The 14,201-nt window shown below is 35.0% G+C and carries 11 protein-coding genes; 2 read left to right on the top strand and 9 right to left on the bottom strand.

The window, feature by feature from the left end:
* Positions 1-26: 26 nt before the first annotated feature.
* Complete coding sequence (kdpB, locus tag ACP7AT_RS09015; RefSeq protein WP_426064004.1) at positions 27-2,084, bottom strand: potassium-transporting ATPase subunit KdpB; 2,058 nt, start codon at positions 2,082-2,084, stop codon at positions 27-29.
* Positions 2,085-2,170: 86 nt separating this feature from the next.
* On the opposite strand from kdpB, the gene ACP7AT_RS09010 reads away from it, so the two are divergent.
* Positions 2,171-2,530 carry a four helix bundle protein gene (locus tag ACP7AT_RS09010; RefSeq protein WP_426064003.1) on the top strand — a complete coding sequence of 120 codons (360 nt, stop codon included), beginning with the start codon at positions 2,171-2,173 and terminating at the stop codon, positions 2,528-2,530.
* 86 nt (positions 2,531-2,616) lie between these two features.
* On the opposite strand, the gene kdpA is transcribed toward ACP7AT_RS09010, so the two are convergent.
* The 4 genes from kdpA to ACP7AT_RS08990 form a co-directional block, all read right to left on the bottom strand.
* On the bottom strand, positions 2,617-4,335 hold the full coding sequence (kdpA, locus tag ACP7AT_RS09005) for a potassium-transporting ATPase subunit KdpA (protein ID WP_426064002.1): 1,719 nt from the start codon (positions 4,333-4,335) through the stop codon (positions 2,617-2,619).
* 104 nt (positions 4,336-4,439) lie between these two features.
* Positions 4,440-4,517 carry a K(+)-transporting ATPase subunit F gene (gene kdpF, locus ACP7AT_RS09000; protein ID WP_426064039.1) on the bottom strand — a complete coding sequence of 26 codons (78 nt, stop codon included), beginning with the start codon at positions 4,515-4,517 and terminating at the stop codon, positions 4,440-4,442.
* A 106-nt stretch (positions 4,518-4,623) separates the two neighbouring features.
* Entirely contained in the window at positions 4,624-4,905 is a 282-nt protein-coding gene (locus ACP7AT_RS08995; protein ID WP_426064001.1) for a DUF7674 family protein, read from the bottom strand.
* Between the two features lie 162 nt (positions 4,906-5,067).
* The gene (locus ACP7AT_RS08990; protein WP_426064038.1) at positions 5,068-6,411 is read right to left on the bottom strand and encodes a sigma-54-dependent transcriptional regulator; all 1,344 of its coding nucleotides are present in this window, start codon (positions 6,409-6,411) and stop codon (positions 5,068-5,070) included.
* Positions 6,412-6,907: 496 nt separating this feature from the next.
* On the opposite strand from ACP7AT_RS08990, the gene ACP7AT_RS08985 reads away from it, so the two are divergent.
* On the top strand, positions 6,908-8,092 hold the full coding sequence (locus ACP7AT_RS08985) for a PAS domain-containing sensor histidine kinase (RefSeq protein WP_426064000.1): 1,185 nt from the start codon (positions 6,908-6,910) through the stop codon (positions 8,090-8,092).
* 533 nt (positions 8,093-8,625) lie between these two features.
* Here ACP7AT_RS08985 and ACP7AT_RS08980 read toward each other — a convergent pair.
* The 4 genes from ACP7AT_RS08980 to ACP7AT_RS08965 form a co-directional block, all read right to left on the bottom strand.
* Complete coding sequence (locus ACP7AT_RS08980; RefSeq protein ID WP_426063999.1) at positions 8,626-9,537, bottom strand: DUF6268 family outer membrane beta-barrel protein; 912 nt, start codon at positions 9,535-9,537, stop codon at positions 8,626-8,628.
* Positions 9,538-9,750: 213 nt separating this feature from the next.
* Positions 9,751-12,384 (bottom strand): cyanophycin synthetase, encoded by a 2,634-nt coding sequence (gene cphA / locus ACP7AT_RS08975; protein ID WP_426063998.1) that lies wholly within the window; start codon positions 12,382-12,384, stop codon positions 9,751-9,753.
* A 136-nt stretch (positions 12,385-12,520) separates the two neighbouring features.
* A complete protein-coding gene (locus tag ACP7AT_RS08970; protein ID WP_426063997.1) occupies positions 12,521-13,093 on the bottom strand; it encodes a DUF72 domain-containing protein in 573 nt (190 codons plus the stop codon).
* Between the two features lie 184 nt (positions 13,094-13,277).
* Positions 13,278-13,898, bottom strand: coding sequence for a ferritin-like domain-containing protein (locus tag ACP7AT_RS08965; RefSeq protein ID WP_426063996.1), 621 nt, complete (start codon positions 13,896-13,898; stop codon positions 13,278-13,280).
* Positions 13,899-14,201: the final 303 nt, after the last annotated feature.

Genomic DNA, 14,201 nt, shown 5'->3' with positions numbered 1-14,201 from the left:
ACTTATCACATTTCACTTCTTACTTTTTAAATAAATATTGCTACAAACAAATCAATTAATTTAATTCCAATAAAAGGTACAATTAATCCACCAAGTCCGTAAATCAATAGGTTTCTTTGTAAAATAGCACTGGCACCGATTGGCTTATAATCAACGCCTTTTAAAGCTAGCGGAATCAATATCGGAATAATAATCGCATTGAAAATCACTGCAGATAAAATGGCACTTTCCGGACTATGCAAACGCATGATATTTAATCCTTCAAGGGCAGGAATTGCCGTGATGAAAAGTGCTGGAACAATTGCAAAATATTTGGCTACATCATTCGCAATTGAGAACGTAGTCAGCGTTCCTCTGGTCATCAATAATTGTTTACCTATCTCGATAATTTCAATTAACTTGGTGGGATCATTGTCTAAATCGACCATGTTTCCTGCCTCTTTTGCTGCTTGTGTTCCGCTGTTCATCGCCACACCTACATCGGCTTGGGCAAGAGCGGGAGCATCATTTGTTCCATCACCCATCATGGCGACAAGTTTACCCATTTGTTGCTCGTTTTTGATGTAATTCATTTTGTCCTCTGGCTTGGCTTCGGCGATAAAATCATCTACACCGGCAGCTTCTGCAATGAATTTAGCAGTCAAAGGATTGTCGCCGGTAACCATGACCGTTTTCACTCCCATTTTTCGCAAACGGTCAAAACGTTCTTTCATTCCCGTTTTGATAATATCCTGCAATTCAATAACGCCTTGAACCTCATTATTTTTAACGACTACCAATGGCGTTCCTCCTTTAGAGGAAATATCAATTACTTTTTGAGCGGTATCCTCTGGAAAAATGTTTCCGGCCTGAAGAGTAATATTTTTTACTGCATCCTGAGCTCCTTTTCTAATATCCGTTCTATCTTTTAAAACAACACCGCTGGTTCTTGTTTCGGCAGTAAATTTTATTGTGTGTGAAATGTGATTTGTAAATTGTGAAATGTCCAATTGTATTTTACCATTCACATCTAACATTTTACTAAGCTCAATAATACTTTTTCCTTCAGGAGTATCGTCGGCAAGTGAACTCAATACTGCTGATTTAATAAAATCGTCTTCCGAAACACCTTTTGCCGGATAAAAATGGGTTGCTTTTCGGTTTCCAATCGTGATCGTCCCTGTTTTGTCTAAAAGCAATACATCAATATCTCCGGCAGTTTCCACCGCTTTTCCTGATTTGGTAATTACGTTGGCACGCAACGCCCTGTCCATTCCCGCAATTCCAATGGCTGAAAGTAAACCGCCAATGGTTGTTGGAATCAAACAAACAAAAAGCGAAATAAAAGCTGCTATTGTTATCGGTGCGTTTGCATAATCAGCAAACGGTTTCAAGGTTACACAAACAATTACAAATATTAAGGTAAATGCCGCCAAAAGAATGGTTAGCGCAATTTCATTAGGCGTTTTTTGACGGCTTGCTCCTTCGACCAAAGCAATCATTTTGTCCAGAAAACTTTCGCCTGGTTCATTAGTTACAATAACTTTAATTTTGTCTGATAAGACTTTAGTTCCACCGGTTACAGACGATTTATCACCCCCAGATTCCCGAATGACAGGAGCACTCTCGCCGGTAATCGCACTTTCGTCTATAGTGGCTAAACCTTCGATTATTTCACCATCTGTGGCTATTAGATCACCGGCTTCACAGATGAAAACATCGCCTTTCTTCAATTCAGAAGAGCTGATATTTTTAATTTCACCATTGGGTAAAACTTGTCTCGCTGGTGTTTCTTCACGTGTTTTTCTTAAACTATCTGCTTGTGCTTTTCCTCTGGCTTCGGCAATTGCCTCTGCAAAATTGGCAAACAACAGTGTCGCTAATAAAACTAAAAATACAATGAAATTATAAGTAAAACTCCCTTGATCCTGCGCGCCAAATAATATGGCAATACAAACGGCAAGCATAATAGCCGTTCCGATTTCTACGGTAAACATTACCGGGTTTTTGAACATTATTTTAGGATTAAGTTTTACAAAAGACTGCACTAACGCATCTTTTACCTGCTTGCTCTCAAACAATGAATTGGATTTATTTTGAGTCATTTTTTTATAAGTAAAATGTTAGATGATAAATGTGAAATGTCGTGAGATTGAATATATTTGATAGTCAATTAAAAATATTTAAAGTTATGAAACCACATAAAAATTTGAATTCTTGGATTAAAAGTTTTGAATTTGTTAAAGAAATTTATTTAGTAACAAATCGATTTCCCTCTGATGAAAAATTTGGATTAATCTCACAAATTAGAAGAGCTTCTGTTTCAGTTCCGGTAAATATCGCTGAAGGTGCAGCTAGAAGAGGTACGAAAGAATTCATTCATTTTCTGTATATTTCATTAGGCTCTTTATCTGAACTTGACACTTTAATTTTATTGAGTAAAGAATTAAACTTTATCGATGAAAAAGAATGCGAACAACTGATTGAAAAATTAGACATTATTGGAAAACTTATTTATGGATTAATTAAAAATCTCGAGGGCAGATTGTGAAATGCAATTAGTAAAAATGTGAGATATGAGTTAGTAAATCTTTTACTTTTTACACCTCACTTTTTACTTCTTTACATTTTCACATTTTACATTGTAAAATATTCTGCCAATGGTCCTAAAGCTAATACCGGAAAGAAAGATAACGCTGCTATAATTGCAATTACGGCAAAAACCATAACTCCAAAAATGGTCGTATCCGTTTTTAAAGTTCCCGCACTTTCAGGAATGTATTTTTTATTGGCTAATAATCCTGCAATAGCCAAAGGTCCAATGATCGGAAGGAACCGACTTAATAACAAAACAATTCCGGTGGTTATATTCCAAAAAGGATTATTGTCTCCCAAGCCTTCAAATCCACTTCCATTATTGGCGGCGCTCGAAGTATATTCATAAAGCATTTCCGAAAAACCATGATGACCCGGATTGTTGAGCCAGCCAGTTGCATTTCCGCTAAACCAATAGCCCATTGCGGTGTCATGCGCGGCAAAATATGAAGCCAACGCGGTTCCAGACAATATCAATAAAGGATGGAGAATAGCTATAAAAGCAGCAATTTTGACTTCGCGGGCTTCGATTTTCTTTCCTAAAAATTCAGGGGTTCTTCCGACCATTAATCCCGAAATGAAGACAGCGAGAATGATAAAAATATAGAAGTTCAAAAAACCAACACCACAACCTCCATAAAAGGCATTAACCATCATAGCCAGCAATTGCATCGAACCGGAAATCGGCATCGAACTATCGTGCATGCTATTGACCGAACCCGTGGAAATTACCGTTGTTGCGATACTCCAAAAACCTGAAATGGCAGTACCAAAACGGACTTCCTTGCCTTCCATTGCACCTGTAGCCTGAATAATTCCCATTTTTTCGATGGCAGGATTTCCGTTGATTTCGCTGATCACTGTTGGTATTACTAAAAGTAAAAAACCAATGGTCATTACCCCAAAAACTACGTAGGACAATTTTCTTTTCTTTAAATAAAAACCTAAAGCAAAAATCATCGCAAACGGGATTATTAATTGAGCCCACAATTCAACGGCATTTGTAAAATAAGTAGGATTTTCAAATGGATGTGCCGAATTGGCTCCAAAAAACCCTCCACCATTTGTTCCAATATGTTTAATACCGATAAATGCTGCGGCAGGACCGCGGGAAACTTCAACATTGTCACCTTGTAAAGTGGTGATGCTGTCTTTTCCTTCAAAAGTCATCGGTGTTCCGCTAAATAACAAAGCAATCGCTACCATAGCAGAAAGTGGCAGTAAAATACGGGTACAGCTTTTGATAAAATAATTGTAAAAATTCCCTAATGCATCAGTTGTTTTCTCTTTCATTGCAGTGAAAACCATCGCTGCTGCAGCCATCCCGACACCCGCTGAAACAAATTGCAGGAACATCAAGATTATTTGCGAAAGATAGGAAACGCCCGTTTCCCCAGAGTAATGCTGCAAATTACAGTTTACCACGAATGAAATAGCAGTATTGAATGCTAAATCGGGTGACATGTTTGGATTATTGTCGGGATTTAAAGGCATTGAACCTTGAAATAACAAAACAAAAAAGCAAAGAAAGAACCACACCATATTCACGCTTAACAACGCTTTTAAATGCTGTTTCCAGTTCATTTCTCCCGTGGCATTGATCCCGCTGATTTTGAAAATAAATTTTTCAATTGGATTGAAAATCGGATCAAACAGTGTTTTATCGCCTGAATATATTTTAGCAATATACCTTCCTAACGGAATAGCCAAAACTATGGAAACAATAAAAATACTAATGACGCCAAATAATTCTGTGTTCATAATTTGTTTATTTTTTAGTGAATTGTAAAATGTGAGATGCGTGGTCCAATATTTTTTTATTTTTTAATCAACTTTTTACATTTAACAGATCACATTTTACATTATTAAAATTCTTCGGGTTTGATTAATACATAAACCAAATAGCCAAAAACGGCAAGTGCGATAATAAATAGTGCTGTCATGATTTAGATTTTTTCAAAAAATTCGACGGCTTTAAAACAAATCGCAAATAACAAAATGGCTAGTGCGATTAAAAGAATAGTAACTATCATGGATTAAAAATTAAGATTATACTCCGGTTGCATTGATTTGTTTGACGTATTCTGCCTTCAATGTTTTTGGAAACAGATTGGAAATGTTACAGCGACGCAGTTCCATAAAAGAAGAAACAGAAAAAAGATAAACATTTGAAATAGCAATTTTTGTTTCGTTGCTTCCTGTTATCAATAATTGTTCAGCAAGTGCCAAGCATTTTTTTGCTCTAGAAATATTTCCCGTAATAATTGCAGTCTTGGTGATTTCGGCAAAGCGTTCTGCTTGTTTGTAAATTGTGGTGACTTGATTTTTCATAAGAATGTTTTTTATGTTCTTCATCGCTTACGCCAAAATACATTCCAATAAATCGTAATGACTATCAAAGCATTGTCAATTAAAGCTTTGTGGTTTTTATGCCAAAAAAAGCCATAAAAAAAGCCTATCAAAATGATAGGCTTTTCTCAAAATAATATGATTTTAATGAATGTTGTATTCGTCTAATTTTCGATAAAGTGTTGCAATACCTATTTCAAGTAGGCGCGCTGTTTCGGCTTTGTTGCCTTTGGTATAATTCAATACTTTTTGAATGTGCAATTTCTCTACACTTCCCATCGAAAAAGCGGATACTATTTTATTGGCTTTGTCGGTTTGATTTTGTATTTCGTAAGGCAGCAATTCTTGGGTTAACAGCTCCCCATTAACCAAAATAACGGAACGTTCAATCACATTTTTAAGTTCCCGAACATTTCCTGGCCAGTGATAGGTTTCTAGTTTATGGAGAAATTCAGGATCAATACTCACTGTTTTTTTATTGGTTTTAGCCGAAAACTGAGATGCAAAACTATGAGCCAATGGCGCAATATCTTTTGTTCTTTCTCTTAAGGCTGGAATTTTGATTTCAAATATATTTAACCTAAAGTAGAGATCAGAACGAAAACGGTGTTCTTCGCTTTCAGTTTTTAAATCGCGATTGGTTGCTGCAATTAGGCGGAAATTAGATTTTTTTGGGGTGGTATCACCAATCTGAATAAATTCGCTAGTTTCTAAAACCCGCAATAATTTAGCTTGCAATTCAATAGGCATTTCGCCAATTTCATCCAGAAATAAGGTTCCACCATTGGCTTCTTCAATAAATCCTTTTTTATCTTTTACTGCACCGGTAAAAGCCCCTTGTTTGTGCCCGAATAATTCGCTTTCCAGAATTTCCTTACTGAAAGTACTACAATTTAACGCAACAAAAGATTTCCCAACCCGATTGCTGCTTTCATGAATGGCTTGCGCAAAAACTTCTTTTCCGGTTCCGGTTTCACCTGTTAAAAGTACGGTGGAATCTGTTTTGGATACTCTTTTAGCCAAATCAATTACCTGTTCCAGTCCTTTTGATTTACCAATGATACTGTCAAAGGAATATTTATCAGAGATTCTTTTTTCGAGTTGTTTGACTTTCTTTTGCAACTGCGCTTTTTCCAATGCTTTGTACAATAGCGGAATAATTTTGTCATTATCATCGCCTTTCACTATATAATCAAATGCTCCGTTTTTCATGGCTTGAACACCATCGGAAATTTTTCCGAAGGCAGTCAATAAGATGACTTCGGTCAAAGGAAATACTTGTTTTATTTTTTGTACAAAATCAACGCCGTTGCCATCTGGAAGTTTGACATCGCAAAGAACTACATCAATATCCTTGATTTCCATTTTTTTGAAACCCGATTTTAAATCCGATGCTTCAAAAGCTTCAAATCCTTCAGATTTTACAATTCTAGCGAGAAGTCCGCGAAGTTTTTCTTCGTCGTCAATAATTAGGATGTTTTTCAAAATGGTAAAAATGAAATTTTAGAGTACAAAAATACATCTTTGCCTACTCCAAAATAACTATTTCCTAGATAAATATTAAATGTCAAATAAAAAATCACTTAATAAATTAGGAATATTTTTCAGTTAATTAGCATTATAAATTCTACAATAATCGTTGAGTAAAAGAAGAATTTCTTTTTAATTATTGAACATTTAGCCATTACCCATCTATTTGCAGCCTCGATTTGCGTCTCCCGCATCATAGATTTGGATACTATTTAAAGGATATTATACAGTAGTTTTAAATAAAAATAGGAGTTACTTTATCGGGTTAGCAAAAATCTATCCATGAGAAAAAAAGTTGGAGCTGGTCCGTTAGCAATTATGTTTTTATGTAAATTTTCTACAACTTATCATTAAATTTTGCAACAAATAAAAATAATTATATAACACATTTTACGGTGAAAAAAAGATAATTTGCGCCTTAATTCTTCATACAGTATTTTTAAATCCAAAAAAAATGTCTACAGCAAAAACTACGAAAGGTCTTAAGGAACAATACGTTCCTACAGCAGAATTTTATAGCCAAATAATTGATAGTTTATTGGACTATTCCATTTTTACGGTTGATACAGATTTAAATATTAACAGTTGGAATTCAGGGGCAACACATATATTTCAGTATGAAACAGATGAAATTATTGGGGAACCATTTGAAACTATTTTTACCGAAGAAGATAAAAAAGCTGGAATTCCGCAAAGGGAAATTGACATTGCTCTAAAAGAAGGACGATCTGTAGATGTAAGATGGCACTTGTGCAAGGACGGAAAAACATTTTTTGCAGATGGTTTGGTATTCCCACTTAAAGATGAAGATGATGCAGTTATAGGATTTGTAAAAATATTGCGTGACATTACTGCCAAAAAAGAATCAGAGGACTCAATAAAAAAATATGCAAAAGAGTTGGAAGATCTCAATGCCCACAAGGAAAGTGTACTTGCGATTTTGTCCCACGATTTAAGAAGCCCACTTGCCGGAATTATTCAGGGTGCTCAATATTTGGAGACAAATTTTGATAAAATTAATCCTGCTTTAGCCAAAGAATTGTTGAAAGAATTTCACATTGCGGCGGTAAACGAATTGAACATGCTGGATTATCTGGTAGAATGGACAAGGATAAAATACGCTGCCGAAGCGTTTGTTCCGTCCAAAATAGAACTTGTTCATTATGTAGAAAAAGTTTTTGAATCATTAAAAGAAACCGCATCCATCAATACCATAAATCTTCACAGTGAAATAGAAGAAAATTGCACCGTGTTTGCTGATGAGAAAATGTTGCTTTCTATTCTTCAAAATATAATTTCGAATGCGATTAAACATTCTCATAAAGGAGGCCAAATTACCTTGTCAGCAAAGCAAAGTGATGATATGATGATTGTAGCAATCAAAGATTCAGGAAAGGGTATGTCCAAAGAAATAATGGATAAACTTTTTACTCCTCAGGTTAAAGCACTTTCAAAAACGGTAGAAGAAAATAAAGGAGCGGGCATTGGTCTATTGCTTGTAAAAGGATTTTTAGAAAAAAATAACGGAAAAATATGGGTTGAAAGTGAAGAAGGCGTAGGATCTTCCTTTTATTTTACCTTACCTCTCAATAAACCTTTAGATAAGAAGGATATTTCGAAAAAAGAAGACATTGAATAATACATCAAAATACACATAGTGGTAAATAAATCAGCGATGAATTTTACTGCTCCGTTGCCCAATGGATGTAATTAAAGTTTTTTTTTGGTCTATAGAAACATTGTTTTATTACGCCTGAACTCTATTTAGATTAAAGTATTAAAGGTTACAAATTGTATCTTTGGTATGGATTGATTTTGTCTTTTTCAGCAACAAGAAATCTCACTTTATGAATCTATCATTTGATTCCCACTCTGTAGGATTGACAAAATAAAAACTTTGGCGCGTTGTGAGTAATTAATCCAAATTTCAATAAATCTTTAATAAAAAATTGAATTACATAAAAACTTAGAAAAAAATAGTTAAACATTACAATTATGGGTTGACACTGCTACGGTTTTCTTTAAAAAAGTGCAACGAATTCCAAATTTTTAAAATCTACGTTTCTATGTGGTCAATAAATTAAACAAAGAGAAATATACTTTACGGGTAGTTTAATTATCTTTTGGTCCAAAATTAATCTGCGCACCGTAAACATATTTTCGTGATTCGACTTATTTTTTAACAGTATTCAAATCAAAGCGATAAATAGCTTCCAACTTCAATAGGAGTGTGTTTGATTTGTTTTCTAACACCAAGGTTCGGTTATCACCAAATTTTAACGCTAGAATTTGTAAGTCAAGTTTTTCATCTATTGGATACACTCTAAACTGATTTAAAGAATAGCCCATTTTTATACGTAAAAGAATTTTTTTGTCCAAAACGCTTCTTTGTAAGTAAGTCGAAAGGTCTATCGAATTATTTTCGACATAATTCGAACGAACGTTATCAGTGGTCAGTTTGTAACTGTTTCCATGACCCAGAAAATCCACGCCCACTTTAGTTTTATCAGTCAAACTATAATTAATATCAGCGTCATTTGGCATAAAGGCATTTATTTCAAAACGTTTATCCGGACTATGATAATAGAAAGTAACAATGGGAACTACGGACATACCGTAAGCTTCACTGCTGCCGTAAAGTCCCAAACCGTAACCAAAACTTTCGTTTCTTTTATATTTTAATAAAGCCAATCCGCCCAGGTAAATATCGTCACTGCTGAGATTGATATAATCAGATGCCACTTTTGGCAGAAAAAGGTATATTCCACTCCAGTGTTCAGAATGTTTTACAGTCAAACCTGCTCTTAAATTTGTTGAGTACAAATGATTTTTATCAGAATCAGGAAACAATTGTAATTTGTAGCTGCTGAAATTTACACCCGTTACAGCAATATATTTTTCATTTAAAACAATTGGTAAAATAAGATTTGTTTGAAATGTAGTTATGTCGGTGTTAATGGATGAATTTTCGAAAGTTGTTTTTTGTGATTTCCCATAATTGATGGAAAACAGATCGATGTATTCTTGCGCACTGCATAAAAAAGGCAGTACTAAAAATAACAATGGTATTAATTTTTTTTTCATTTTACAAAGTTTATATTGTTTAATTATTTGAAATTTGTTGAATAAGGTTTTTTCATTTTTGACGACCATTTGAAGTGCTCTACTTTAGAACAAAACCACGGCACAAATTTAGTAGTATAAAGCATTACAGTTGGTACAGCAATGAAATAGCTGTTTCTATTTTATTTGTACTTCCAGTTGCTTCGGCGAGCATGTGAAACTAAACTATTTCTATCAGGACTGCGGAACTAAATTAACCGCTGCATTTTCTTTTTCTATTTGTTGTTGTACATAGGCAATCGTATTTTGAATGTCATCAACACACACAAAAATAAATTCACCGCTTTGCGCATGATCAATGGTATATTGTACGGATTCTATTTCATTTGAGATGATACTTATCTTAATGCTGCTGTCAATTTCCCGAATACCATCAGAAAGCATTGTGCTGAGTTCTTCTGTCGTTCTTCCTCTATTGTCTCCGTGTCTTATTATTATTTCATCAAACATTTGAGCAGAATACCTGCCAATGTTCTTAATATCTTCGACACGACGGTCTCCAGTGGCTGAAATTATTCCTGTCTTCTTTGTTGCATCAACTTGCTCCATAAATTTTTGCATCTGAAGGTATCCGTCCGTATTGTGAACATAATCAATCATTAATCGGAAATTCTTAAACTCGAAAATATTCATTCTGCCGGGCGTTAATGTTGGCGACGGGATAAAAGAATTTAGCGCAGCCCTAATTGTTTCGACAGGAAAATTACTAACTGAAGCCGCTAATAAAGCGGGCAAAACATTTTTAATCATAAACTCGCAGGTACCTGAAAAAGTAAGGGGCACTTGATCAACTGCTACTATTTTTATTTTCGATTCGCCTTTACTTACGACAAAATAATTATCTTCGACAAAAGCCGCTAATCCGCCGTCACTGCAATGTTTTTTTATCCGTTCATTATTGGCATTCATGCTGAATAATGCAATGGTGCAAGTAAGGGTATTTTTCATTTGATAAACCAAATCGTCATCCGCATTCAGAATTGCGGTTCCGGTATCAAAGGTACTTTGTGCCACCACTGCTTTGACTCGAGCCAATTGTTCAATAGTGTCAATATCATTTAATCCCAAATGATCCTCAGTAACGTTGGTTACCACACTGATGTTGCACTTATCAAATCCTAAGCCGGCTCTAAGTATTCCGCCTCTGGCACATTCGAGAACTGCAAAATCAACAAGTGGGTCACGAAGCACGGTCGCTGAACCGCCGGGTCCGCTACAATCTCCTAAACGAATTGTATTTCCGTCGATATAAATTCCATCCGTTGTCGTATATCCTGCATGATGTCCTGCCGCTTGCGCCAAATGGGCAATCAATCGTGTAACCGTAGTTTTTCCATTGGTACCTGAAACAGCAACTACCGGAATACGTCCGTTGGCATTATTAGGAAAAAGCATATTGACTAAAGGCTCAGCCACATTTCTTGCCATTCCTTCGGTGGGAGAAAGGTGCATTCTCAAACCAGGACCTGCATTTACTTCAATCACAGCTCCGTTTTTTTCGGTGATCGGAATTGCAACATTTTCGGCCATGATATCAATACCACAAATGTCTAAATTCATCAGACGTGCAATACGTTCTGCCATAAAAACATTCTGTGGATGCACCAAATCCGTTATATCCATTGCTGTTCCGCCAGAGCTTAAGTTGGCTGTGTCTTTTAAGAATAAAATTTCTCCAGCGGATAAAACCGAATCCAGTCTAAGTTCTTTAGCCGCTAAAATGGATTGTGTTGCCGCATCAATTTTTATTTTAGTGAGTACTTTTTGATGGCCTTCACCTCTGTTTGGATCACTATTAGTTTTAGTAATCAGTTCTTCAATAGTGGATATACCATTGCCTAAAATTAAAGCCGGTGTTCTTTTCGCTACGGCTGCCAGTTTGTAATTGATAACCAGAAAACGATAGTCATTTCCTGGTATAAAACGCTCCACGATTACATTTTCTGAAATTTTTTGGGCATCATAAAAACCTTTTTGTGCTTCATTTAGAGTTGTTAATTGTGTAGTAATTCCTCTGCCGTGGTTGCCATTTACTGGTTTGGTCACAAGCGGAAATCCAATTTTTTTGACAACCTCTTCCAGTTCCGTTATGTCATCGATTAGCATCCCTTTAGGTACGGGAATGTATGACTGGGACAATAAGTTGCGGGTTGCATCTTTATCACAAGCCATATCAACTGCTATGCTGCTTGTAGTTGATGCAACGGATGCGCGTATAATTTTTTGATTGCATCCCTGTCCGAGCATTAATACAGAATCATCATTTAGTCTAGTGTACGGAATATTTCTGCTTTCCGCTTCTTTTACAATGGCAAACGTACTGGGACCCAATTTTTCTCTATTGTACAAGCGTTGCAATTCTTGTACAGCAGCTTCCACATTATACTCTAATCCAATCAACAAATTTTCCACTAAATCAACCGCAGCTTTAGCAGCATATTTCCCAGATCTTTCAGTACTGTATGAGAAAACAACATTATATATGCCCTTTACATTAGTAGGGAGCGTTTGTCCGAAACCACACTCCATTCCTGCAAGGCTTTGTAATTCGAGTGCAATTTGTTCTATTACATGTCCTACTGATATTCCTGTTTTTACACGTTCTAAAAAACTGTTTTCAATTCTTTCTGAACATTTTCGACTTTTTAAAAACGGCAACAGTTTTTCTAATACTTCGCCAAAACCTTTAATCGTGTTTGTAGGCCTTTGATCCCACTCTCCAATGTCAAGTTTCATAACGATAAGTTTTTTCCTGTTTCCAGACCAGTAATTGGCTCCACGCATCACCTTAATCTCTATTATTTTCATTGTCTTTTACTGTTTTTTAAAACGTATTATCTTATTATTTAAATCCATCGGCACTAAAATTATCTACTTTATATACCCTTTAAAAAGAATCAAATTCCATATACGGCAACTTGGTACAAAGTGAATAAATTGAGAATTAAGATTTAAAAAGTGTTTTTAGTTCCTGTGCATTTAAAACTCCGGCTTTGCTTGCGGTAGTATTGACGAATATAAAGACTTTTGCAAATAAGTTTTTGTCAGTAAGATCATGAAGCTTTATGAGATCAATGCGGCTATATTTAGAATAAAACATTTTTAAAATTCCGTGAAGCCTGATAGCTTCTATTATAAGAGCAAGCTTTATAGCGTTGTAAAGGAAACTTGGAGGGAACTGGAATAAGATACTACCCAGTTTATCGATCATTCCATGTCTGCAAAACGAAAAGAATTCACCTATTTTAGGTTTGCAGTAGACGAGCTTTTTAACATACTTTGTCAGTTTTGGTGCTTTAACGCAATGTATAAAACCATCAGGGCTTTTTTTATACCAAATGGTGAGGATTAGCAATGTGGGGAATTTATAAAATGTAGCATTTATTTTAAAACTGTTGAAATGCATGCAATAAAACGCAAACCATTTAGCTGGTAAAATATTTTCCGGATAAAAAGCATTCTTCCGTTTAGCGATGTAAAAGGAAGAACAACCGATATGTATATTTTTAGCGAACATAAAAATAAGAATTATGTTTATGAAAAGGAATGCTGAATCGTTGTCAGATACACTTAACAAAAATTTCTTCACCGAACATTTTGACTGCAGTACAGAAGATAAAAATTTAAAAAACTAAAAATACAAGTCCCCAAATCTTTGATTAGGGCACATAAACTCACAATAAAATCAGTGAAATATTTATTTATTTACCACCTTCGTGCGCAGCACTAACACTGATATGTGATTCAGCAATTTCTGTTAATTTTACGTCAGCGTTTTTCTGTTCTTCAAGTGTTTTTGCAAGAAGTAAGGCAGCTTTTGTTTTACCAAGAGTAACAGCATGAACACGCAAAGTCCCATAAGTAGCGATTTCATAATGTTTCACTTTCTGCGCTGCAGCAATCATCGCTGCATCGCGAACATTACCAACTTCAGTTCCCTCGATTATGCCATTGACCTCATGCAACAGTTCTGCCATTGCATCACATTTATTAGCAACTGCTTTGAGACCCAATGATTCAAAAACGTGCTCCAAACGTGTAACATGTACTTCGGTTTCTTTCAAATATTCCGCAAACGTCTTTATCAATTGAAAAGATGTAGCATTTTTGACCATTTTAACAAGTGCTTTTGTCAACGCTTTTTCTGCCCAATAAATAGCTTTTAATTCTTCTTCTAAAAAATCTCTTAAGTCTTTCGATGCCTCAGGTTTTGCTATTGTGGCTGCGTCTTTTACGGTACGATTTGAATTTTTGGTTGTTTTCCTTGGCGTATTGTTTGGTGCTTTAATGGCTTTTGTAGATTCGTCTTTTGTCGTTTTCATAACTTTTGATTTCAGAAATTGGTTCTGATATTATTTGAGAAACAAATTTAAAAATTAGTCAAATCTATTCTGTACACAATTATTTTTAATAGTTACAAAATTCACAGTCTCGTAAATTTTATTAACAGGACATCATATCTACTTTGGAATTTATAAAAAAATTGAATGATGTTACCATATAAAGAACAAGAAATAAAGACAAGCAAATTTTCAAAAATAACCAACTATAATTATTGTCATGAAAATGGAAAATTGCTCTTAGAGACAAAGTTTATTTTAATGATTAAAGTGTATAATCGCTTT

The sequence above is a fragment of the Flavobacterium sp. DSP2-3-1 genome, assembly GCF_049896865.1.
Taxonomy (GTDB): domain Bacteria; phylum Bacteroidota; class Bacteroidia; order Flavobacteriales; family Flavobacteriaceae; genus Flavobacterium.
This window is presented reverse-complemented; position numbering and strand designations above follow the sequence as displayed.